Here is a 21,738-nt window from a genome sequence, read left to right on the forward strand (position 1 = left end):
GCGCTTCTAGCCGAGGTGCGGATCAGGCGTCGCGCGAGCGCAGCACCACCCAGGATCCGAGCAGCCCTGCGGCGACCCACGCGGCGAGGGTGAGGAAGGCGGCTCCCGCGGAGAGCGGAGCGGTGTCGCTCGGCATGATCGCGTTCTGGGCGGCCGACAGCGGCAGGTAGTTCGCGGCGTCGAGCACCCACTTCCACGACTCCCCGGCGAAAGCGAAGAACGTCGACATGATCGGGAGCACGAACAGCAGTCCTACCGTGGCGGCGATCGCGCCGGCGCCCGAGCGCAGCAGGAAGCCGAACGAGACGCCGATCAGCGCGCACACCGACATCGTCACCGCGGCCGAGAGGATCGGCAGGATCACCTTGTCCGGTGTCCCCCATTCCAGGCCCTGCCCGTGCGCGCCGAGGATCGTCGAGACGAGCACGGCCGAGATCAGGAACATGACCAGCGAGGCGAGGAACAGGAAGACGGCGAGGACTGTGGCCTTGGCCACCAGCACCCGGCCGCGACGCGGATCCGCCGTGAGCGTGGAGCGGATCATGCCCGTGGAGTATTCGCCGGTGACCGCGATCGCACCCAGGATCCCGGCCAGCAGCGCCGTGAACTGGATCGGCGAGACCACGGCCATGATGCCGTTCAGCCCGCGCGGCGCTTCGCCGGAGGAGGTGAGGGCGAACGCGATGAGCACGCCGATGCCGATCGTGAGCGCGGCCGTGATCGCGATCGACCACCACGTGGAGCGCAGCGTGGTGAGCTTGATCCCCTCGCTGCGCAGTGTGCGCGGCAGGGATAGACGACGACCGCCCGCGACGGCGGGAACGGCGGGGGCGACGGCGCTCATGCGACCACCTCCGGGATCGGGGCGCCGGCTTCCGGCACGGCGCGGGTGCGGTACTCGACGGCGTCGCCGGTGAGGGCGAGGTAGGCGTCCTCGAGCGAGCCGCTGGTAGGGGTCAGTTCGTGCAGCGCGATGCCGCGCTCGGCGGCGAGGTCGCCGATCCACCACGCCTCCGGGCCGGTGACCTCGATCGTGTCGTATCCGGATGCGGTGACCACCGCGCCGGCGGCGACGAGCAGCTCGCCGAGCTCAGCGGCCCGCGGGCTGCGCACCCGCACCTGTGCGGTCGTCCACTGCTCCACGAGCTGCGACAGCGGCGCGTCGGCGAGCACCCGTCCGCGGCCGAGCACGATGATGTGGTCGGCCGTCTGCGCCATCTCGCTCATGAGGTGACTGGACAGCAGCACGGTGCGCCCCTCGGAGGCCGCGTGCCGCACGAAGTTGCGCACCCAGAGCACGCCCTCCGGGTCGAGGCCGTTCACCGGCTCGTCGAGGATGAGCGTGTGCGGGTCGCCCAGCAGGGCTGCCGCGATGCCGAGCCGCTGCCCCATGCCGAGCGAGAACCCGCCGGCGCGCTTGCGCGCGACGGATCCGATGCCGGTGATCTCGATCACCTCGTCCACGCGGGAAGCGGGGATCCCATGGGTCGCCGCCATCGCACGAAGGTGGTTGCGGGCGGTGCGGCCGGTGTGCACGGCCTTCGCGTCGAGCAGCACGCCGACTTCGGTGAGGGGCGCGCGCAACCCGCGGTACTCCTGACCGTTCACGGTCACCCGGCCCGCGCTCGGCCGGTCCAGCCCCACGATCATGCGCATGGTGGTGGACTTGCCGGCCCCGTTCGGGCCGAGGAAGCCCGTGACCGTGCCGGGACGCACGGTGAACGACACGTCGTCGACGGCGGTCTTGGGTCCGTATGTCTTGCTGAGGCCCTCTGCGGTGATCATGCCTTCGACGCTACGCAACGGCCATGCCGTATCGCATCCGTCTGGAGGATGACGCGGGGGAAGCCGCGAGGATGACTCCGGAACGCGCACGGCTCGCCGTTTGTTATGCTGGCCAGGCGTCGATGACGCACGGGGCTGTAGTTCAATGGCAGAACTTCTGCTTCCCAAGCAGACAGCGCGGGTTCGATTCCCGTCAGCCCCTCCATCGGAAAAGGGCCCTCGCCGCAGGCGGGGGCCCTTCTTCATCGTCCGGACGCTGCGGATCGCGAGCGGCCACGACCCGTCGCGATGCCGGCGCGGCGCCTCCCTGTCAGTTCCCTATGATGTCTGTTCCCGTTCGATCGGGGCGTCTAGTATCTCTGGCGAGCGCGGCGCAACCGAGCCGAGCCGGAGCGAAGGAGTTCCCTATGGCCGACTGGGCCGCTGACGTCAAGATCTACCGTCCCAACGCTGACGAAGCCGCGATCGAGGGTCTGCTCAAGACCTACCGGCTCGTGATGGGCAGCCAGGACTCGGCGTACGTCGCGTTCTCGGACGCGGCAGAGCTCGAGACCGTCAAGACCAATTTCCTCAAGAAGAAGCTCGGTCTCACCGAGTCGGACGAGGCGCTCGACGCCGCGCTCGACGAGGTCAAGGAGACGATGAAGGCGGACCGCACCAAGAGCCGCATCACGGTCTACTACCTGCTCGCGGAGAAGTTCGGCAAGCTCAGCGTGTTCCACTGAGCGCTCGCTCTGCCGCATGACAGAAGGGCCGCAGCCCCGCAAGGGTTGCGGCCCTTCTCGAGCCCGCGATCCTCAGGCGCGGGCGTCGCTGCGGAGCCGATCGATCTCCTCGCGGTTCAGGTCGGCCGCCCGGGTGGTAAGCGACACCTCGTCGGATATCGCCGCCGGCGCGGCTGGATGGATGGATGGATGGAAGACTCTCCTCGTGGGAGTCGATGAGCGTCTGCTGAAGTCGTTGCGGGAACTGGCCGCCCTTCTCGATACGGTCGGCGAGAAGCACTGGTCGAGCTGGGCATCGACCACGGCCGATCGCGTGGCAGCCGGAGCGGATCCGTCGGTCGTGAGGCGCGCCTACGGCGGCATGGGGAGCCTGAACGACCTCATCATCCACCCCGTCAATGGCCATGACATCACGGCCGATCAGGTCGACCGCGTCAACCGCGCCCTCAGCGCTCTTCGTGAGCGGATCTACTCGGAGTCCCGCCCGGCGTAGTCGCCGCGCGGAATCCGTCAGAGCCCTTCGATCGATCCCTCGAAGCCGAGGGTCGTCTCCACGTCCGGCGGCGGCAGCGGGCGGCCCTCCTCGTCCACGTCCGTCATGTCCTCGTCGAGCGCGTCCTGCTGCTCGTCGACCTCTTCGGCGTCCTCGTCACGTCCCATCCCGTCCTCCTTCGCGATGGCGGATCCGGAGCAGAACGGCGTCGATCGGCCGCGGCCGACCCGGATCCGGTCTTTCGTCGGCAGGCTATGCCGCGACCCCGGGATTGACAAGACCCACGAGGATCCGAGCTCGGCACGCCCGCTGTCGGCGCCCCTGGGTAGCGTGTAGTTCATGATCCAGGACCCCGCGGTCACGCTGCGTCCACGCACCGACGCGGACTACGACGCGCTCTACGCGCTCGCCGCCGAACTCGACACCTGGGAGCAGCGCAGCCCGCTCCGCCCCGCGGCGATGACCCGGAAGGGGTGGGAGGCCCGGGTCGCCGAGTACGACGCCGACCCGGACGGGAACCTCAGCTTCGTGGTCGACGTCGACGGCGAGGCGGTCGGCACCGTGAGTCTCTTCGACATCGACGGGTTCACCGCCACGGCGGAGGTCGGCATCGCACTCGCCGCACCGGCACGCGGCCGGGGCATCGGCTCGGAGGCGATCCGGCAGATCGTCGAGTTCGGGTTCGTGCGCGCCAACCTGCGCCGCCTGCACCTCGAGGTGATCGCCTCGAACGCCGGGGCGATCCGGGTGTACGAGAAGGCCGGCTTCGTCGTGGAAGGGCGCCAGCGCGAGCACGCCTGGGTGCGCGGGCACTACGAGGACATCGTGCGGATGGGTCTGCTCCGCGACGAGTGGCGCGCCGCGCTCGACGCCCGCTGAGCCGGAGCGACCGATCAGCGGTCGCCGAACAGCTCCTCGATGACCTCGACGGGCCCTTCGTAGCGCTGATCGGGCAGGCCGGCGAGAGCATCGACGATCACATCGGCGGCACCGCGGTCCTTCGCCGCGGCGACCAGGTCGTCCCGCGACGCCGGGTAGGCCACGCCGGAGAGGTGCTCCTGCACGGCGAGAGGATTCGGGTGGATGGCCATCACGCCCCGCCCTCCTGGGCCGCCTCCGCATCATGCGCGATCGGATCCTCATCCTCCTCGACCGCCGTCGGGTGGCGCTCCTCGGCCTGCGCCGGCGGCTCGTCCTGCAGATACGCCCGGTCGTCGTTCGGATCGCCCGAGCCGGTCGTCCGCCGCGTCTCCTCGTCCGGATCCGTCGGGTTGCCCTGCTCGCTCATCTCATCCTCCTTCGCGGCGCCCGGTGCGGCGCCGGACTCCCATGTCACCCCGCGGGCCACCGTGCGCCCAGGGTCTTGACAGCGCCGTCGTCCGCCCTCTGCGATGGCGTAGCGTCGGAACGGACCGTGATCGAAGGGGATCCCCATGGCGACGCACACCGTCACGAACCAGGCTCCGCCGCGCGTCGACGTCGATGAGTTCGCTCTGGACGCGCCCCTCGTCGAAGCAGTGCGGCGTCATGGCGCCTCGTGGGCCGAGCCCGAGCTCGCCGCGACCGGACGGCTCGTCGGGTCGGCGGGATTCCAGCGCGACGCCGAGCTCGCGAACACGCACGAGCCGGTGCTCACCGCGTTCGACCGCTGGGGCCGGCGCATCGACGAGGTCGAGTACCACCCCTCCTATCACCGGGTGATCGGCGCGGCGGCCGCCGCTGGAGCCCACACCGCCGCCTGGGCCGACCCGCGTCCGGGCGCGCAGGTGGCGCGGGCAGCGCAGTTCCTGCTGTTCGCGCAGGTCGAGCCCGGCCACGCCTGCCCCATCTCGATGACGCACGCGGTCGTGCCGGCGCTGCAGCAGTTCGCGGCGGCCGAACTGCGCGAGCGGTGGATCCCGCGGCTGCTCTCCCGCGACTACTCCCCCGACCTCTCACCCGCCAAGACCTCCGCCCTGTTCGGGATGGCGATGACCGAGAAGCAGGGCGGATCCGACGTGCGCGCGAACCGCACCGCCGCCGTCGCGGCGGCGGACGGATCCTGGATCCTCACCGGACACAAGTGGTTCTGCTCGGCGCCGATGTCGGACGGCTTCCTCGTGCTGGCGCAGGCACCCGGCGGGCTCAGCTGCTTCCTGGTGCCGCGGGTGCTGCCGGACGGATCCCGCAACCCGTTCCTCATCCAGCGCCTCAAGGACAAGCTCGGCAACCGCGCGAACGCCTCCAGCGAGGTCGAGTTCGACGGCACCGTGGGCTGGCTCGTAGGCGACGAGGGCCGCGGCGTGCGCACGATCATCGAGATGGTCAACCAGACCCGGCTCGACTGCATGCTCGGCACTGCGGCGGGGATGCGGCAGGCGACGGCGGAGGCGATCTGGCACGCGCAGCATCGTGCGGCGTTCGGCGCGCGGCTCGTGGAGCAGCCCGCGATGACCGAGGTGCTCTCCGACCTCGCCGTCGAGACGGAGGCCGCGATCACCGCATCCCTGCGGGTCGCGGCCGCCTACGACGCCGACGCGCCCGCCGCGGACGAGCCGTTCCGGCGGCTGGCGACCGCCGTGCTGAAGTACTGGATCTGCAAGCGCGGGCCCGGCCATGCGTACGAGGCGCTGGAGTGTCTCGGCGGAAACGGCTACACCGAGGCGTTCCCGCTCGCGCGCCGCTATCGGGAGCAGCCGGTGATGGCGGTGTGGGAGGGATCCGGCAACGTCATCGCGCTGGACGTGCTGCGCGCGATCGCCCGCGAGCCGGAGACGGCCGACGCGTTCCTCGCCGAGGTGCGCCTCGCCGGCGGCGCCGACGCCCGGTTCGATGCCCACGTCGACGAGGCTGTGCGGCTGCTCCGGGATGCGCAGCGGGATCCCGCGTCCGCCGAGGCGCAGGCGGGGGCGCGCCGGCTCACCGAGTCGCTTGCCGTGGCGCTGCAGGGGTCGCTGCTGCTGCGCCACGCCCCGGCGGCGGTGGCCGACGCCTTCGTCGCGACGCGGACCGGGGTGGCGCGCGGGTTCCTCTACGGCGGGGTGCCGACCCGCGCGGCATCGGCGATCGTCGCGCGGCACGCCGGGGAGTGAGTCTGCGGCCGGAATTGCCCGCGGATCCCTTGACGGCGACCGGCGCCGGTGCGACCCTTGGCGTCAAGATCCCGCATTGAGAGATTGAATTTCCATGATGTGGATAAACGATGCCAGAGACGACCCACACCGAGCTGCCGACGGACACGAGCCCGTTCCTTCTCAATGACGACCTGGCGCCGGCCAAGGATCGCAACTGGAAGACCTACAGTCTCTTCGCGATGTGGATGAGCGACGTCCACTCGATCGGCGGCTACACCTTCGCCGCCGGCCTCTTCGCCTTCGGCCTCGTCGGATGGCAGGTGCTCGTCGCGCTCATCATCGGCATCGCGCTCGTGAACGTGGCGATCAACTGGATGGGCTACGCGGGCCAGCGCACCGGCGTGCCGTACCCGGTGCTCGCGCGCGCGAGCTTCGGCGTCTTCGGCGCCAACATCCCGGCCCTGGTCCGGGCCGTGATCGCGGTCTTCTGGTACGGGATCCAGACCTGGCTGGCCTCCGTCGCCCTGATCGTGCTGCTGCTGCGGGTGTGGCCGCAGCTCACGCCGATGACCCACGGCAGCGTCCTCGGGCTCTCCCCGCTGGGCTGGATCGCGTTCCTCGTGCTCGCCGCCCTGCAGCTGGCCCTGTTCAGCGGCGGCATGAACGCCGTGCGCAAGCTCGTCGACTTCGCCGGACCCGCGATCTGGGTCGTCATGCTCGGCCTGGCGGTGTGGGTGCTGGTCAAGTCCGGCGGCAACATCGCCTTCAACTTCTCCACGAAGCAGGCCGACTTCGGCGGCGTGGTCTACGGCTTCTTCGCGTCGATCTCGCTGACCGTCGCGTACTTCTCCACGCTGATGCTCAACTACTGCGACTTCTCCCGCTTCGCCCCGAACACGCGCGCGGTGCGGCTCGCGAACTTCTGGGGCCTGTCCGTGAACTTCATCGCGTTCTCGATCGTGTCGGTCGTCGTCACCGGCGGCAGCCTCGCGATCTTCGGGAAGTACATCTTCGACCCGGTGGAACTGGTCGGAAGGATCGACAGCACCGTGGCGATCCTGATCGGCGCGATCACGTTCGTCATCGCGACCATCGGCATCAACGTCGTCGCGAACTTCGTCTCCCCGGCCTACGACCTCGCCAACGCCGCGCCGAAGCACATCTCGTTCCGGCGCGGCGGCATCATCACGGCGATCCTGTCGGTGCTGATCCTGCCGTGGAGTGTTTACGCCAACCCGGTCGCGGTGAACTACTTCCTCGGCGGCCTCGCGGCGTTCCTCGGGCCGCTGTACGCGATCATCATGACGGACTGCTACCTGCTCCAGCGCGGCAGGATCAACGTCGCGGACCTGTACCGAACGGTGCCGGGCAGCCAGTACCTGTACCGGAAGGGGGTCAACCCCGCCGCAGTGTACGCGTTCCTCCCGTCCGCCGCGGTCGCCGCGGTCGTCGCGCTCGTCCCTCGGTCATTCCCCGGCCACGGCGCCGGCCGCGCCGTCCTTGCGGTGCAGGGGGACCACGCCGGTCGCGGCGTCCATCTCCTCGAGCGACATGCCCTTCGTCTCCTTCACGAACTTCGCCACGAACAGCAGCGACAGCAGCGCGAACGCGGCGTACAGGCTGTAGGCCAGGCCGAGCGAGAGGCTCTTCAGCGGCGGGAACGTGACGGTGATCACCCAGTTCGCCGCCCACTGTCCGGCCGCGGCCAGCGACAGGGCGGCCGCGCGGAACCGGTTCGGGAACATCTCGCCGAGCAGCACCCAGACCACCGGGCCCCAGCTCATCCCGAAGAACACCACGAACAGGTTCGCCGCCACGAGGGCGATCGGCCCGGCGGCGCCGACGAGGTGCGGGTCGCCCTGCGGGGTCAGCGGCGCCGTGCCGAAGCACACCGCCATGGTGGCCAGCGTGACGATCATGCCCGAGGAGCCGATGATCAGCAGCGGCTTGCGGCCCACGCGGTCGACGAGCAGGATCGCGGCGATCGTGGTGGCGATGTTCACGACCGAGGTGAACACGCTGATGCCGAACGAGGCGCTCTCCTTGAAGCCGACCGCTTCCCAGAGGATGTTCGAGTAGTAGAAGATCACGTTGATGCCGACGCCCTGCTGGAACACCGACAGCAGCAGGCCCACCCAGACGATCGCGTACACCCCGCCGCCTGGCTTGCGCATGTCCCGCCAGCTCGGCTTGACGTCGTGGTCGATGCTCTCGTGGATCCGGCCGATCGTGACCTCGAGGTTCTTCTCGCCGAGCAGGATCGTCAGCACCTTGCGCGCCTCGGGGATCCGATGCTTCGCGATGAGGTAGCGGGGCGACTCCGGGATGGTCGCCGACAGCACACCGTAGAGGATCGACGGCACCGCCATGGCGAGGAACATCCAGCGCCAGGCCGGCAGGCCGAACCAGAAGGCCTTGTCGGCGCCGCCGGCCGCCGTCGCGAGCAGCCAGTCGACCAGCAGCGACAGGAAGATGCCGGTGACGATCGCCATCTGCTGCAGCGATCCCAGCCGACCGCGGATCCGGGCCGGCGAGGTCTCGGCGATGTACGCCGGCGCGATCACTGAGGCCATGCCGATCGCGACGCCGCCGACCACGCGGAAGATCACCAGCGTCCACAGCTCCGGCGCGAGGCCGGTCACCACGGCGCTGATGAGGAAGAGCAGCGCCGCGATCTGCATGACCCGCACGCGCCCGATCCGGTCGGCCAGGCGCCCTGCCGTCATCGCCCCGACCGCGGCGCCCAGCAGGGCGGACGCCACCGCGAAGCCGAGCAGGGCGTCGTTGACGCCGAACGCGGTCTTGATCGAGGCGACGGCGCCGTTGATCACGGCGCTGTCGTACCCGAAGAGCAGGCCGCCGAGCGCGGCGACCGAGGCGATCTGAACGATGCGCTTGCCGTCGCCGACGTCCTCCTCCCCGTAGATCGATGGCTCATCGGCGGATGCGGCGAACTCGCTCATGGTCGTGTCCTCTCCTTCGAGATGCACGGTCCCCCCGGATCATGACTTCGTCCGACGGACTCCGTGGTTCGTTCGTACGCCCTCCGGGCGGGATCCGCAATCGCCTAGCCGCGAGTCACCGAATTGGACCCGCTCAGAGCGCCGCGATGATGTCCTCCACGCGCTGCTTGGCGTCGCCGAACAGCATCTGCGCGTTCTCGCGGAAGAACAGCGGGTTCTGCACGCCCGCATAGCCGGCGGCCATGGAGCGCTTGAACACGATCACGTTCTCGGCCTCCCACACGCGCAGCACCGGCATCCCTGCGATGGGGCTGCCCGGGTCCTCCGCCGCGGCGGGGTTGACCGTGTCGTTGGCGCCGATCACGAGCACCACGGACGTGTGCGCGAGGTCGTCGTTGATCTCCTCCATGCTCAGCACGATGTCGTACGGCACCTTCGCCTCGGCCAGCAGCACGTTCATGTGCCCGGGCAGGCGGCCCGCGACGGGGTGGATGCCGAAGCGCACGTCCACGCCGCGCTCGCGCAGCTTGGACACCAGGTCGGCGACGGGATACTGGGCCTTCGCGACCGCCATCCCGTAACCCGGGGTGATCACCACGCTCTTCGCGGAGGTGAGCATGTCGGCGGCGCCCTCCGCGGTGATCTCGCGATGCTCGCCCTGCTCCTCGTCGCCCGACGCCGAGGCGACGATCCCGAAGCCGCCGGCGATCACCGACAGGAACGACCGGTTCATCGCCTGGCACATGATGTAGGAGAGGTAGGCACCGCTGGATCCGACAAGCGCGCCGGTGACGATGAGCAGGTCGTTGTTCAGCAGGAAGCCCGCGGCCGCCGCGGCCCAGCCGGAGTAGCTGTTCAGCATCGAGACGACGACGGGCATGTCGCCGCCGCCGATCGAGGCGACCAGGTGCCACCCCAGCGCGAACGAGAGCACGGTGATCGCGATGAGCAGCCACAGCTGCTGGTCGATCACGAACCACACCGTGAGCACGACGAACGCGACCAGCGCGAGGATGTTCAGCGCGTTCTTGCCGGGGAGCATGAGCGGCTTGGAGGATATCCGCGCCGACAGCTTCAGGAACGCGACGATGGATCCGGTGAAGGTCACGCCGCCGATGAAGATCCCGATGAAGACCTCGGCGTTGTGGATCCCGACCAGAGCCGGGGCGATGTCCGCGTGCGCGAGGTGGCCGTTCCAGCCGACCAGCACCGCGGCGAGGCCGACGAAGCTGTGCAGCAGGGCGATGAGCTCGGGCATCCCGGTCATCTCGACGACCCGCGCGCGCCACAATCCGATGCCGGCGCCGACGAGCACGGCGACGAGGAGGAACACGAGCCCGATCACGGCGCCGGCCGACCACGCCTTCGCCACGGTCAGCGAGACCGTCGCGAGCAGTGCGATCGTCATGCCGGAGATGCCGAAGACCACCCCGGAGCGCGCGGTCTCGTGCTTGCTGAGGCCGGCGAGGCTGAGGATGAACAGCAGGGCCGCGACGATGTACGCGGCAGTGGAGAGAGCTCCGACGGTCACTTCTGGCCGCCGTTCGTGAACATGGCGAGCATGCGGCGGGTGACCGCGAACCCTCCGAAGATGTTGATGGATGCGAGCAGCACCGCGACCGCGGCGATCAGCTGCACGACAGGATTCGGATCGGTGATCTGGAGCATCGCCCCGACGACGATGACGCCGGAGATCGCATTGGTCACCGACATGAGCGGGGTGTGCAGCGCGTGGTGCACCTTGCCGATCACGTAGAACCCGATCACCACCGACAGCGTCAGCACGGTGAAGTGCTGCGGCAGCGGGGCCGGAGCGAACGCGTTCACCGCGAACAGCGCCGCGATGCCGAGCACGATGAGCAGCACCTTGCGTCCCGTCGAGAGGCCCTTCTTCGCGGGCGCCTCCCCCTCCGGTCCCTGAGCCTGTCGAAGGGACGCCACAGGGGCCTTGACGGGCGCCGCGGCCACCTGCACGGGCGGAGGCGGCCAGGTCACGGCGCCGTCGCGGACCACCGTGACCGAGCGCTGCACCACGTCGTCGAAGTCGATCGTGAGCACCCCGTCCTTGCCGGGGGTGAGCAGCGCCACGAGGTTCGCCACGTTCGTGCCGTACAGCTGCGAGGCCTGGGCGGCCAGCCGCGAGGCGAGGTCGGTGTATCCGAGGATGATCACGCCGTTGTCGGTCACGACGCGCTCGCCCGCCACGGATCCCTCGACGTTGCCGCCCTGGCCGGCGGCCATGTCGACGATCACGCTGCCCGGCTTCATCCGCGCGACGTCGGAGGCGGTGATGAGCCGCGGCGCGGCGCGGCCGGGGATCAGCGCCGTGGTGATGATGATGTCGACGTCTGCGGCCTGCTCCGTGTAGATCTCGGCCGCACGGCGGTCGTACGCCTCGCTCGTCGCCTTGGCGTAGCCGTCCGTGGATTCCTCCACCGCCACGTCGACGGGGAGGTACTCGCCGCCGATCGAGGTGACCTGGTCGGCGACCTCCGGGCGAGGATCCGTCGCGCGCACGATCGCGCCCAGGCTCGAGGCCGCGCCGATCGCGGCGAGACCGGCGACGCCCGCCCCCGCCACGAGCACTTTGGCCGGGGGCACCTTGCCCGCCGCCGTCACCTGACCGGTGAAGAACCGGCCGAACTCGTGCGCGGCCTCCACCACGGCGCGGTAGCCGGCGATGTTGGCCATCGAGCTCAGCACGTCCATGGACTGGGCGCGCGAGATGCGCGGCACCGCGTCGAGCGCCAGGGCGGTGATGCCGCGCTGCGCCAGCGATTCCACGAGGTCGGGACGCAGCGCCGGCGACAGCAGGGCGATGATCGTCGCCCCGTCGGCGAGCAGCGCGATCTCCTCAGGGCCGGGCGCGGTGATCGCCAGCACGACCTCGCTGCCCCACGCCTGGGCGCGGTCGACGAGGGTCGCTCCGGCGTCCGCGTAGGCGTCGTCGGGACACGATGCGGCCGATCCCGCGCCGCGCTCCACGACCACCTCGTGGCCGAGCTTGCGAAGCTGTGCGATCGTCGCCGGGGTCGCGGCGACGCGCGCCTCGCCCTCGGGCTCACGGACGATGCCGATGACTGCCATAGCTACCTCCTCCATGCCGTCGGCGATGACGGGTGGTGTGCGCTGCGCACTATGCGGCACCCTCGCCGGACAACCTGCTCAGAGTACTGAGCGGGGCGGCGCGGATCCCCTGGCTTTTCGGGATTTTACGCGCAAAGAAACGCGGATCTTTGCTCCTTGGCAACGCCGTACCGCCACCGCGTAGGCTCGGAGCATGGCACCGGATTCTCGGCTGATGGCACTGCTCGGCGACTGGACGGGGACGGAGGAGCTGTTCCCCACCGCGTGGACGGAGGCCGGCACGGCCCGCGGGGCGCTCAGCGTCGAGCCGGGTCCCGACGGCATCCTGCTCGACTACGTCGAGTCCCGCGACGGCGCCCAGGGCGCTCCGCTCGTGGCCCACGCGGTCGTGGCCGGCACGGGTTTCTGGTGGTTCGACACCTACGGCTTCACGCCCGCCGCTCCCGGATCCGCAGAGTGGGTCGACGAGAACCTGGTGCTCGAGCGCCGCTCCGACCGGGGCCGCACGGTGATGCGGCTGCGCGCCGACGGAGACCGGCTGGCGGTCGAGCTGGACTCCGCTGTTCCGGCGGACGCCGCGCTCGCGCCCCTCATGCGCGGCGTCTACACGCGGCAGCCCGCGCAGGGCTGAGCACCGCCGGATCCAGGACGCCCGGGTTCCGGCGACGCGACGCGGCGCCGATCAGGCCTCGGGCGACGGCACTCCGGCCGTCTCGGCGGAACGGCCGGCCGGAGCGAGCCGCCGCAGCACGAACGGCGCGACGACCCCGTGCAGCAGGATGCTGCCCACGACGGTGACGACCATGACGAGCAGCACCAGGTCGCCCTCCTCGTCGGGGAGGGCGTTGTACGCGAGCAGGCCGAACACGATCGTGGCGGTGCCGCGCGGCCCGAGCAGCCCGATCCGCACCCGGTCGCCGCGTCCGACGGAGCTGCCCATGAGCGAGAGGTACACCGGCCCGAGCCGCAGCAGCGTGAGGGCGAGCAGCGCGAGCACGAGCACGCGCCAGTCGAACGACTCGGTGAAGGCGAGCAGGGCCGCACCGCCCAGCATGAACCAGACGAAGTTCGCGGTGAGGGTGCCCACCTCCTCGACCAGCAGCAGTTCGGCGTGCGGGATCACCCGCACCTCCATGCCGCGGGTGCGGGCGACGCGGTACATCAGCCCCGCGACGAACGCGGCGACGAAGCCGTTCGCCTCGAGGGCCGGGATGGTCGCGATCCCGTAGGCGATGAGCGGCAGCAGCATCATCGCGTATCGCGCACCGCCCTCGCTCGCGACGCCGCGGTCGCGCGCGATGCGCAGGATCAGGCCGACGAGGCCGCCCAGCACGACGCCGATCGCGATCGCCCAGAGCGTGGCCGGCACGGCGTTGAGGAACGCCTCCGCCATCTTCTCGCCGTTGTGGTCCAGCTCCTTGTCCGTGATGGTGACCGAGTCGGATCCTGTTGCGACCGCCTCGTGCCACACCGGCGCGAGCACGACGGCGATCGGCAGGGCCATCCCGAAGATCGGCGAGACGAGCCCGTCGTTGTAGCCGCTCTCCACGTTGAGGATCCCCCGGATCCGCTCCGGCAGCCGGCTCGTGCGCAGCAGCCGGGCTGCGGGGGCGAAGTCGGTGGGCATGACCACGCAGGCGATCACGCCGATCACCACGAAGGACTCCGGGATGAGCAGCACGCTCGCGATCGCCGTGAGCAGGAGCGACAGGGGCAGCGCGATGAGCACGAGCCGGGCGGTGATCCGGCCCTCTCCGCCGAAGATCCCGCCGCGCACCTCGGTCGCGTCCGCGAACAGGAGGAGCGAGAGGATGACCTCCACGATCTTCTCGGTCAGCGGAGCGTCGAGCGCGGCGCCGTACGAGGTCAGATCCCACACCGTGGTCGCAGCACCCAGCACGAGCAGCATGGCCGGCCCCGCGACGCCCCACCGCTCGAAGCGCCGGGACACCAGCGACCACAGCAGCACGGCGGCGAGGCCGAAGAGCACGAGCGGGGGCATCCGGTTCCTTCCAGGGCGACGATCAGAGGGTACCGCGGAGAGGCCCCTTCCGACCCCTGAGCGGCGGCGCAGGGCGGGCGTCGTTCGTCTCGCCGCGCCCGCACGGGAACCGGGCGTGCGGGGCGGGCGCACCTCGGTCCCTGAGCGAGCCGAAGGCGAGACGAAGGGCCGGCGGGGCGGGCGTCCTTCGTCTCGCTGCGCTCGCTCAGGAACCGGCGGGGCGGGCGCTGGAGGGCGCAGCCTCCTGCCGCGCCGTCCGCACGGCCACGTCGATCAGTTCCCGTCCGACCGGGGAGAGGTCGCGGGCTCCCCCGCGCCAGAGCGCCGTGATGGGCCGCACGATCGGATCCCCGGTCGTGCGCACGGCGCGCAGCCGGCCGAGGCGGATGTCGTCGGCGGCCTCCCGGCGGCTCAGCACGGCGGCGCCCAGTCCGTCGGCGACCGCCGAGCGCACCGCGGCGGAGGTCGGCAGGACCACGGCCGGCTCGGCGGCGGCGCGGTCGAGCCGTCGGCGCACCTCGTCCTCCCACGCCCGCCGGGTGCCGCTGCCCTGCTCGCGGGCGACCAGCGGTTCCGCGGCGGCCGTCTCGAACGCCACGGGTCCGCGGCTGCTCCACGCATGCCCCGGGGCCACGACGAGCACCAGCTCGTCGCGGTCCACCATGGTGGAGCCGAGGTCGTCCGGCACCTCGCTCGACTCGATGAAGGCGAGGTCGGCGCGCCCCTCGCGCACGAGCGTCTCGGCGTCGGCGCTGTTGCCCGACAGCAGCTGCACGGCGGTGGGCGTGCGCCCCGCGGCGAGCTGGTGCCGGCGCAGCGCCACGAGCCACCGCGGCAGCAGCCGGGCCGACACGGTCTGGCTCGCGGCGACCGTGAGCCGCGCGGTGCTCTCGCCGCGCAGGGTGCGCGTCGCCGCCTGGAACCGCCCCGCCGCCGCGAGGACGTCATCGGCCCAGGACGCGACCACCTCGCCCTCGAGCGTGGGGCGGGTGCCGGAGGGCGTGCGGTGGAACAGCGACAGTGCGAGCTGGCGCTCGACGGCGCGCAGGCGTGCGGAGGCGGACTGCTGGGTCACGCCGGTCTCGCGCGCCGCGGCCGAGATGGATCCGGTGCGCACGACGGCGACCAGCAGCTCGAGCGAGCCGAGATCCGGCATCGATCCGTCCATGCTGGCCACCCCACAGTCTCCGCCTGTATCCCTATCGAGCCTAACCGGATACCGCCGGGCGCGGCGGCGCGAGAGCGTGGAGACATGATGTTCCGTCCCGCACGCACGCTGCCGTCCCGGCTCGCCATGCGCGCTGCCGAGGTGCTGCCCGGGCTCGCGCTCACCGTGCCGATCGCGGCCGTGTCCACCGTGATCGGAGCCCTGATGCCGGTGCTCGGCTCGGCCCTGCCCGCGATCGTGATCGGGGTGGCGGTGGCGGTCATCCGGCGGCCCGGCGCGACGTTCGCACCGGGCATCGACTACTCCGGCAGGTTCCTGCTGCAGGTCGCCGTGGTGCTGCTGGGCGCGCAGCTGTCGCTCGATGCGATCTTGAGGGTCGGCGCGGAGTCGCTGCCGATCATGCTCGCGACGCTCACCGTGTGCCTGCTGGGCACTGCGGTGATCGGCCGCGCCCTGCGCGTCGCCCCGCGGCTGCGCACGCTGATCGGCGTGGGCACCGGGATCTGCGGTGCCTCGGCGATCGCGGCCGTGTCCCCGGTGATCGGCGCGCTGAGCGCCGAGATCTCCTACGCGGTGTCCACGATCTTCGTGTTCAACGTCCTCGCCGTGGTGCTGTTCCCCCTGCTCGGGCACGCGCTCGGGATGGATCCGCACACGTTCGGCCTGCTGGCGGGCACCGCCGTGAACGACACCAGCAGCGTGGTGGCGACGGCGAGCGTCTTCGGCGCCTCGGCGCTCGGGTTCGCCGTCGTGGTGAAGCTGGTGCGCACGCTCATGATCATCCCGATCTCCGTCGGGCTCTCCGTGATCGAGTCGCGCCGTTCGCTGAGCGGGCAGCGCATGACCGTGCGACGGGCGATCGGCCTGGTGCCGTGGTTCCTCGTCGGATTCCTCGCCGTCGCAGTGCTCGGATCCCTCGGCATCATCCCGCCGGGCGTCCGCGAAGCGATGGCGCACGTCAGCGGCTTCCTGATCGCGACGGCCATGGCGGGCATCGGCCTGTCCACGGATGCGGCGGCCCTGCGCCGCGCCGGCTGGCGCCCGCTGCTGCTCGGCGCGATCCTGTGGATCCTGGTCACCGCCACCGCGCTGGCGGTGATCGCGCTCACCGGTTCGGGCCGCTGAGCGTCGCGCGTCAGAGCCAGCCGCGCTTCTTGAAGACGAGGTACAGCACGAAGGCGCCGCCGACCATGAGACCGATCGCCATCGGATAGCCGAAGGGCCAGGCGAGCTCCGGCATCCCGTGGAAGTTCATCCCGTAGATGCCCGCGACGATCGTCGGAGCGAAGAAGATCGCGGCCCAGCTGGAGATCTTCTTGACCTCCTCGCCCTGGCGGATGCTCTCCTCGGTCATCCGGCGCATCTCCTCGTTCTGGCGTCGGGCGACGATCGTGGCCTCCACCGTGAGCGCGTTGTCGAGATTGGCGCGGAAGGTCGCCACCCGCTCGGCGAGCGCGATGATGTGGTCGAGCACGTCGCGCAGATAGCGCTGCAGCTCGAGGTCGACCGCGTACTTGGCGGATCCGCGCAGCAGGTTCTCCAACATGGGCTGCAGCGGCTGAGTCGCCTTCTGGAAGTCGATGACCTCGCTGGACAGCTCGTAGATGCGCTGCGTGACGTCGGAGTCGTCGACGAACAGCTGCGCCTCGATCTCGTCGATGTCGTTCTCCACGCCTGCCAGCACCGGCGAGTACTCGTCGACCAGTTCGTCGAGGATCGCGTACAGCACGGCCTCGGGACCACGCGCCAGGAGCTCGGGGTCGTGCTCCATGCGCCCGCGCACGCGGCTCAGGCTCGGCGTCTCGGCGTGCCGGATGGTGACGACGAAGTTCGGCCCGACGAATACGTGCAGCTCGCCGAACTCCACCTCCTCCGTGGCGTCGAGGTAGCGGGCGGGTCGCAGCACGACGAACAGGGTGTCGCCGTAGCGCTCGAGCTTCGAGCGCTGATGGCCGGTCAGCGCATCCTCGACGGCCAGCTCGTGCAGGCCGAACTCGGCGGCGACCTGGCGCACCTCCATCTCGCTGGGCCGGTACAGGCCGATCCAGCCCATGCCGTCGCGATCGCGCATGAGCCGGAACGTCTCGGTCAGGGTGTGCGGGGTGTCGGTGCGGACACCGTCCACGTAGATGCCGTTGTCGACGATGGCCATGGCTGCTCCTCGGGTCATGCCGCGCTTCGGGAGGCTGCGGCCGGCCGCCGCGCCCCGAGAGGCTCCACGGCGGACGGCGATGACAGACCCCCTCGGCGCGAGGGAGGCGTCGAACGGCCCGGGTCAGCCCTGCGGCAGCGGACAGACGGCCGCGCCGTCGACCGCCTTAGCGTAGTCCTCCGCGGTGAACGGCAGTGCGAACTCCGGCGCGGCCCGGCCCTTCCCCGCCGCCGCCTTGGAGGCGATCGCGGAAAGCTCGAAGCCGAGATTCCCGATGAACCCGGATCCGGCGGTCGAGTCGTTCAGCACCACCACGACGGTGAAGCCGGTCGCGGGGTCGGCGTAGGCGGCGGTGAGGTAGCCGGGCGTCCCGCCGTGCTGGCCGATCATGGATCCGACCAGGTAGCCGCCTCCGGTCGCCTGGTACCAGCTCGGAGCGCCGTCGGCGACGGGGAGCGGGGATCCGAAGCGCTTGGGCGTCTTCTTCAGGCGCAGCGCCTGCGCCGCCTCGGCCTGCATGTACCGGCCGAGATCCTTGATCGTGGAGACGACTCCGGAGTCGGTGTACCCGTTGCTGGACGAGCTCACCGTGATGTCGGTGGGCTTGGCGCACTGATAGGCGCCGTCGACCTGCGCGAGGTAGGAGCCCTGCAGCGCGGGCGCCGGGCTCGGAGCAGCCGCCTTGGGCGCGGGCAGCGACGTGGCGTTGAGCCCGAGCGGCGCGGTCACGTACTGGCGGATGAGCTGCGCCGCGGTCTGCCCGGTGGCGCGCTCCAGCGCCTGGCCGAGCAGGAGGTATCCGGCATCGGAGTCGCGGAATCCCGTGTGCGGCGGGGTGCGGTTCTGCGCGAGTCCGTACGCGGCGAGCTCCTTCGGCTCCCACTGGCGCTCCGGGTTGTTCAGCCACATCGGCATCACCGTCGGCTCGGACGAACCGATGCCCCCCGTGCTGTTGCACAGGTCGAGCAGGGTGACGCCCTGCAGGTCGGGCACGCCGGAGACGTATTCGGTGATGCTGGCGTCGAGCTTCACGGTGCCGCGGTCGGCGAGCGCGTACAGCACGTCGCACGTCATCAGCCGGGTGACGTCGCCGATGCGGAACGACATGTCGGTGCTGACCGGCGTCTTGTCCCCGACCGCCACGGTGCCGAGGCCCGTCACGTACGAACCGCTCCACGGCACCCACACGCCCAGGATCGCCCCGCTCGACCCGCTCGCGGCCATCGCGCGTTCGACGGCGCCCTTCAGCTGATCCTGCACATCCGAGGGCAGGGCGCCCTCGACCTGCGGCTTCGGGCTGAACGTGGGGACGGCCGCGTCGCCGGCGCATCCGCTCAGCACGAGCGCCGCCGCGATCGCGCCGGCGACCAGCGCGCCGGCTCGCCGCCTCATCTTCCCACCCATACGCCCCCCTGACGTTCCTCACGATTGTAAACGGGCCGTCTTCGCCGGACGTCATCCCTGGGGATGATCCGCCTCGGCGGCCACGGATCGTCACGAACCGCGCTCGCCTCTGACCGTGGCGTGCCGGCCGGTGCACCGCGCCGGCGGACGCGCCGGATCAGGAACCCGACGTCGTGCCGAGCCCTCGCGCGATCGCCTGCGCCCGATCGCGCACGCCCAGCTTCGCGAACAGCGCGTTGATGTGCGTCTTCACCGTCGCGACCCCGACGAACAGCGTCGCGGCGATCTCGGCGTTCGATCGTCCCCGCAGCACGAGCGCGTAGACCTCGCGCTCCCGTGCGGTGAGCGCGGGGAACCGCTTCGCCAGCACCTCGGCGGAGAGCGGATCCGGACCCGGCGGGGATCCCGGTTCCTGTCCCGCAAGGGATCCCGGAACCGCGTCCGGTCCTGTCGTCGACGACACGCCGATCCTGCCCAGCAGCACCTCGCGCACGGGATCCGAGAACGTGCTCTGACCTGCGGCGACCGCGCGGATCGCCGCAGCGAGCTCCGCGCGGCCCGCATCCTTGGTGAGGTAGCCGCGAGCGCCGGCGCGGAGGGCCGTCACGATGTCGGCGTCGTCGGCGAAGGTCGTGAGCACGAGCACCGCGGTCTCCGGGGTCTCGGCCGTCACGCGCCGGGTCGCGGCGGCGCCGTCCAGGACGGGCATCCGCAGGTCCATGAGCGCGACGTCGGGACGCTCGGCCGCGATGAGCGCCACCGCCTCCGCGCCGTCGGCCGCCGTGCCCACGACCTCGAAGTCGTCGATGAGCCCCAGCACGGTCTCCAGTCCGTCGCGGATGATCGCCTGGTCGTCGGCGAGCACGATCCGGATGCGGGCGCTCACGCCGGCGCCTCCACGCGGAGCCGGAAGAGCTCGGCCTTCCCCGTGCGGATCGTCCCCGCCGTCGCCGTGCCGCCGACCGCCGCGAAGCGCTCCCGCACCCCGCGCAGGCCGAAGCCGCCGCCGGTCGCAGCGAGCGCACCGCGGCTCTCCCCTTCGTTCCCGGGCAGCTCGCCGCCTGAAGCCCGAAGCCCGTTCTCGATCGTGCACTCCACCCGGTCAGGATGCCAGACGAGGCGGATCCGCACCTCGGCGGCGGGCGCGTGCTTGCGGGCGTTGCTCAGGCCCTCCTGCACGGCACGGACCAACGCCTCGGCGAGCGCCGCAGAGACCGCGCGGGGCTCGCCGCGCTCCTCGACCTGCACCGTCGCCGTGTCGTGCCCGGGGAGAAGCCCTGCGATCCGTGCCGAGAGCGCGGACGGATCCACCGTCGCCGCGGTTCCGGCGGCTGCCCCCGGGATCGTCGCCGCCGGGCCCGGCTCGTCCTGCTCGGGTCCGCGCAGGGCGCGCACGGCCTCGCGGGCCTCGTCCAGCCCTTCCACCGCGAGCCGCCGTGCGGCCGTCACACGTGCGGCCGCCCGTTCGGTCTCGCCCGCTTCGAGCAGCGCCTCCGCCGCGTCGAGCTGCACCACCAGTCCGCCGAGGCTGTGCGCGAGCACGTCGTGCAGATCCCGGGCGATCGCGACGCGGTGCGCCGTGGCCTGCGCCCGCACGGCTTCGGCGTTCGCGCGCTCCCGTTCCGCGGCCAGCACGCGCTGCGCCCTACGGCCGAGGCCCACCACCACCGCCAGGACGAGCCCGGCGATCACGGCGAGCACGCCCAGGACGTTCACACCGCCCGCGCCGGCGAGCCCGGCGATCGTGAGCGCGGCCCCCGCTGCGATCGCCAGGCCTGCGGCGAGCGCAGCCGCGCCCCACACCACCGGGGAGTTCGCCGGATCGCTCGTCACCACGATCACGGCCACCACGAGCAGCGCTGTGCCGAGGCCCTGCGTGGGAACGGCCGTCAACCCGCCGCCGAGGAGCATGAGCGCCAGCAGCAGCGCCCCGATCACACGCACCGCGGCGTTCTGCGGCGCGGGGTGCGCTGCGGGGTGCGCACCCGCGTCAGGAGCCTCCGACTCGAGCGCACCCTGCCGCGGGAGCGCACCCTGCCGCACCGCGAGCATCGTGCGCGCCACCCAGGCGACGAGCCCTGCGGCCGTCACGGCGAGAACCCACGGCGCGAAGTGCGGTGCCCCGCGCCACAGGCCGTAGAGCACGGCGAGAGCGCCGGCGAGGTTGATGCCGGCGCTCCACGGTGTCGTCCCCGCGACGGGCGGCAGACGGAAGGGGGTCACGAGACCATCATGCGCGCCGCTGCGCCGCGAGTGCCGCCGCGGCGCAGCCCGTCGACCCGCCCGTGCAGCACGACGGTGCGCGCGGCACGGTTCGCGGCGAGCACCAGCAGGATCAGCCCGGTGGAGACGCCCAGGTGGGATCCGAGGCTCTCGAACGCGAACGTGAGCCCCACGCGCATCCCGATCAGCACGACCCACAGCGTGAGACCCCACGGCCCCGTCCGCGTCTCGAACTCCGCGACGGCCTGCGCCGCCCCCTTCGCCGAGAGCCCGGTGGTGTCCGCCACGTAGCCGGCCGGCCGGGCGATGGGGCGGATGTGCGCGATCGCCCCCATCGCGAGCCCCACGCCCAGCGCGATGACCACCTCGACCACGAACGCGACGACGTCGATCACCCCGAGCGAACGGCCGTTCAGCGACTGCAGCAGGAAGGCGCTGCCGGCCACGGCGGCGATCCCCGGGAACATCCAGTCGCGGCCGCCGAGCACGGGTCGCCAGGTCATCTGCCGCACGGCGATGATGCCGACGGCAAGGAGGATCAGCAGGACGTTGGAGAGCACGGAGAGGTTCATGTCCTCGATGCTCCTCGGATCCCGGATCCGGCGGCACCACCCGCGGGTGGAGATCGCCGTCCGACGGGTGGAGATCCGCGCGCGCTGCCATTCCGCGCACGCCGGTCGCTG

General features: G+C 71.3%; 21 protein-coding genes, 1 tRNA gene and 1 pseudogene. 8 read left to right on the forward strand and 15 right to left on the reverse strand.

What is annotated here, in order from left to right:
• Window positions 1-22 precede the first annotated feature (22 nt).
• Together ACYQ1L_RS18565 and ACYQ1L_RS18570 are read right to left on the reverse strand one after the other, a co-directional pair.
• Window positions 23-844 carry an ABC transporter permease gene (locus ACYQ1L_RS18565; RefSeq protein ID WP_460005487.1) on the reverse strand — a complete coding sequence of 274 codons (822 nt, stop codon included), beginning with the start codon at window positions 842-844 and terminating at the stop codon, window positions 23-25.
• On the reverse strand, window positions 841-1,785 hold the full coding sequence (locus ACYQ1L_RS18570; protein ID WP_460005488.1) for an ABC transporter ATP-binding protein: 945 nt from the start codon (window positions 1,783-1,785) through the stop codon (window positions 841-843). The genes ACYQ1L_RS18565 and ACYQ1L_RS18570 overlap by 4 nt, the downstream gene beginning before the upstream one ends.
• Before the next feature lie 131 nt (window positions 1,786-1,916).
• On the opposite strand from ACYQ1L_RS18570, the gene ACYQ1L_RS18575 reads away from it, so the two are divergent.
• The 3 genes from ACYQ1L_RS18575 to ACYQ1L_RS18585 all read left to right on the forward strand — a co-directional run bounded on the left by ACYQ1L_RS18575 (window position 1,917) and on the right by ACYQ1L_RS18585 (window position 3,003).
• Window positions 1,917-1,990, forward strand: a tRNA-Gly gene (locus tag ACYQ1L_RS18575).
• A gap of 202 nt (window positions 1,991-2,192) precedes the next feature.
• Window positions 2,193-2,510 carry a DUF2853 family protein gene (locus ACYQ1L_RS18580; RefSeq protein WP_460005489.1) on the forward strand — a complete coding sequence of 106 codons (318 nt, stop codon included), beginning with the start codon at window positions 2,193-2,195 and terminating at the stop codon, window positions 2,508-2,510.
• 205 nt (window positions 2,511-2,715) lie between these two features.
• Window positions 2,716-3,003 carry a DUF6966 domain-containing protein gene (locus tag ACYQ1L_RS18585; protein ID WP_460005490.1) on the forward strand — a complete coding sequence of 96 codons (288 nt, stop codon included), beginning with the start codon at window positions 2,716-2,718 and terminating at the stop codon, window positions 3,001-3,003.
• 17 nt (window positions 3,004-3,020) lie between these two features.
• On the opposite strand, the gene ACYQ1L_RS18590 is transcribed toward ACYQ1L_RS18585, so the two are convergent.
• Window positions 3,021-3,170 (reverse strand): hypothetical protein, encoded by a 150-nt coding sequence (locus tag ACYQ1L_RS18590; RefSeq protein ID WP_460005491.1) that lies wholly within the window; start codon window positions 3,168-3,170, stop codon window positions 3,021-3,023.
• A 172-nt stretch (window positions 3,171-3,342) separates the two neighbouring features.
• Here ACYQ1L_RS18590 and ACYQ1L_RS18595 point away from each other — a divergent pair, with 172 nt between their 5' ends.
• Window positions 3,343-3,882, forward strand: a complete 540-nt coding sequence (locus tag ACYQ1L_RS18595; RefSeq protein ID WP_460005492.1) for a GNAT family N-acetyltransferase — start codon at window positions 3,343-3,345, stop codon at window positions 3,880-3,882.
• A gap of 14 nt (window positions 3,883-3,896) precedes the next feature.
• Here the strand turns inward: ACYQ1L_RS18595 and ACYQ1L_RS18600 are convergent, their stop codons facing one another.
• Window positions 3,897-4,094 carry a DUF2795 domain-containing protein gene (locus tag ACYQ1L_RS18600; RefSeq protein WP_460005857.1) on the reverse strand — a complete coding sequence of 66 codons (198 nt, stop codon included), beginning with the start codon at window positions 4,092-4,094 and terminating at the stop codon, window positions 3,897-3,899.
• Window positions 4,094-4,291, reverse strand: a complete 198-nt coding sequence (locus ACYQ1L_RS18605; protein ID WP_460005493.1) for a hypothetical protein — start codon at window positions 4,289-4,291, stop codon at window positions 4,094-4,096. Before ACYQ1L_RS18605 ends, ACYQ1L_RS18600 begins: the two co-directional genes overlap by 1 nt.
• Before the next feature lie 145 nt (window positions 4,292-4,436).
• On the opposite strand from ACYQ1L_RS18605, the gene ACYQ1L_RS18610 reads away from it, so the two are divergent.
• Both ACYQ1L_RS18610 and ACYQ1L_RS18615 read left to right on the forward strand, forming a co-directional pair.
• A complete protein-coding gene (locus ACYQ1L_RS18610) occupies window positions 4,437-6,074 on the forward strand; it encodes an acyl-CoA dehydrogenase family protein (RefSeq protein WP_460005494.1) in 1,638 nt (545 codons plus the stop codon).
• Between the two features lie 227 nt (window positions 6,075-6,301).
• Window positions 6,302-7,447 (forward strand): annotated as a pseudogene (locus tag ACYQ1L_RS18615) (NCS1 family nucleobase:cation symporter-1); the annotation flags it as partial.
• A 75-nt stretch (window positions 7,448-7,522) separates the two neighbouring features.
• Here the strand turns inward: ACYQ1L_RS18615 and ACYQ1L_RS18620 are convergent.
• The 3 genes from ACYQ1L_RS18620 to ACYQ1L_RS18630 all read right to left on the reverse strand — a co-directional run bounded on the left by ACYQ1L_RS18620 (window position 7,523) and on the right by ACYQ1L_RS18630 (window position 12,106).
• Window positions 7,523-9,019 carry a sugar porter family MFS transporter gene (locus ACYQ1L_RS18620; protein ID WP_460005495.1) on the reverse strand — a complete coding sequence of 499 codons (1,497 nt, stop codon included), beginning with the start codon at window positions 9,017-9,019 and terminating at the stop codon, window positions 7,523-7,525.
• A 133-nt stretch (window positions 9,020-9,152) separates the two neighbouring features.
• A complete protein-coding gene (gene pntB / locus ACYQ1L_RS18625; RefSeq protein ID WP_460005496.1) occupies window positions 9,153-10,550 on the reverse strand; it encodes a Re/Si-specific NAD(P)(+) transhydrogenase subunit beta in 1,398 nt (465 codons plus the stop codon).
• On the reverse strand, window positions 10,547-12,106 hold the full coding sequence (locus ACYQ1L_RS18630) for a Re/Si-specific NAD(P)(+) transhydrogenase subunit alpha (protein ID WP_460005497.1): 1,560 nt from the start codon (window positions 12,104-12,106) through the stop codon (window positions 10,547-10,549). The genes pntB and ACYQ1L_RS18630 overlap by 4 nt, the downstream gene beginning before the upstream one ends.
• Window positions 12,107-12,299: 193 nt before the next feature.
• Here ACYQ1L_RS18630 and ACYQ1L_RS18635 point away from each other — a divergent pair, with 193 nt between their 5' ends.
• Window positions 12,300-12,737 (forward strand): hypothetical protein, encoded by a 438-nt coding sequence (locus tag ACYQ1L_RS18635; RefSeq protein WP_460005498.1) that lies wholly within the window; start codon window positions 12,300-12,302, stop codon window positions 12,735-12,737.
• 51 nt (window positions 12,738-12,788) lie between these two features.
• Here the strand turns inward: ACYQ1L_RS18635 and ACYQ1L_RS18640 are convergent, their stop codons facing one another.
• Both ACYQ1L_RS18640 and ACYQ1L_RS18645 read right to left on the reverse strand, forming a co-directional pair.
• Window positions 12,789-14,108 carry a cation:proton antiporter domain-containing protein gene (locus ACYQ1L_RS18640; protein WP_460005499.1) on the reverse strand — a complete coding sequence of 440 codons (1,320 nt, stop codon included), beginning with the start codon at window positions 14,106-14,108 and terminating at the stop codon, window positions 12,789-12,791.
• A gap of 205 nt (window positions 14,109-14,313) precedes the next feature.
• The gene (locus tag ACYQ1L_RS18645; protein WP_460005858.1) at window positions 14,314-15,276 is read right to left on the reverse strand and encodes a LysR family transcriptional regulator; all 963 of its coding nucleotides are present in this window, start codon (window positions 15,274-15,276) and stop codon (window positions 14,314-14,316) included.
• Between the two features lie 84 nt (window positions 15,277-15,360).
• Between ACYQ1L_RS18645 and ACYQ1L_RS18650 the strand changes: the two genes are divergently transcribed.
• Window positions 15,361-16,401: a YeiH family protein gene (locus tag ACYQ1L_RS18650; protein WP_460005500.1), complete on the forward strand. Its 1,041-nt coding sequence runs from the start codon at window positions 15,361-15,363 to the stop codon at window positions 16,399-16,401.
• 10 nt (window positions 16,402-16,411) lie between these two features.
• Here the strand turns inward: ACYQ1L_RS18650 and ACYQ1L_RS18655 are convergent, their stop codons facing one another.
• The 5 genes from ACYQ1L_RS18655 to ACYQ1L_RS18675 form a co-directional block, all read right to left on the reverse strand.
• Window positions 16,412-17,428 carry a magnesium and cobalt transport protein CorA gene (locus ACYQ1L_RS18655; RefSeq protein WP_460005501.1) on the reverse strand — a complete coding sequence of 339 codons (1,017 nt, stop codon included), beginning with the start codon at window positions 17,426-17,428 and terminating at the stop codon, window positions 16,412-16,414.
• Window positions 17,429-17,551: 123 nt separating this feature from the next.
• The gene (locus tag ACYQ1L_RS18660) at window positions 17,552-18,820 is read right to left on the reverse strand and encodes a serine hydrolase domain-containing protein (protein ID WP_460005502.1); all 1,269 of its coding nucleotides are present in this window, start codon (window positions 18,818-18,820) and stop codon (window positions 17,552-17,554) included.
• Between the two features lie 169 nt (window positions 18,821-18,989).
• Window positions 18,990-19,718, reverse strand: a complete 729-nt coding sequence (locus ACYQ1L_RS18665; RefSeq protein WP_460005503.1) for a response regulator — start codon at window positions 19,716-19,718, stop codon at window positions 18,990-18,992.
• Window positions 19,715-21,055 (reverse strand): sensor histidine kinase, encoded by a 1,341-nt coding sequence (locus tag ACYQ1L_RS18670; RefSeq protein WP_460005504.1) that lies wholly within the window; start codon window positions 21,053-21,055, stop codon window positions 19,715-19,717. Before ACYQ1L_RS18670 ends, ACYQ1L_RS18665 begins: the two co-directional genes overlap by 4 nt.
• Window positions 21,052-21,627 carry a hypothetical protein gene (locus ACYQ1L_RS18675; RefSeq protein WP_460005505.1) on the reverse strand — a complete coding sequence of 192 codons (576 nt, stop codon included), beginning with the start codon at window positions 21,625-21,627 and terminating at the stop codon, window positions 21,052-21,054. Before ACYQ1L_RS18675 ends, ACYQ1L_RS18670 begins: the two co-directional genes overlap by 4 nt.
• Window positions 21,628-21,738: the final 111 nt, after the last annotated feature.

It is taken from the genome of Microbacterium xylanilyticum (assembly GCF_054654695.1).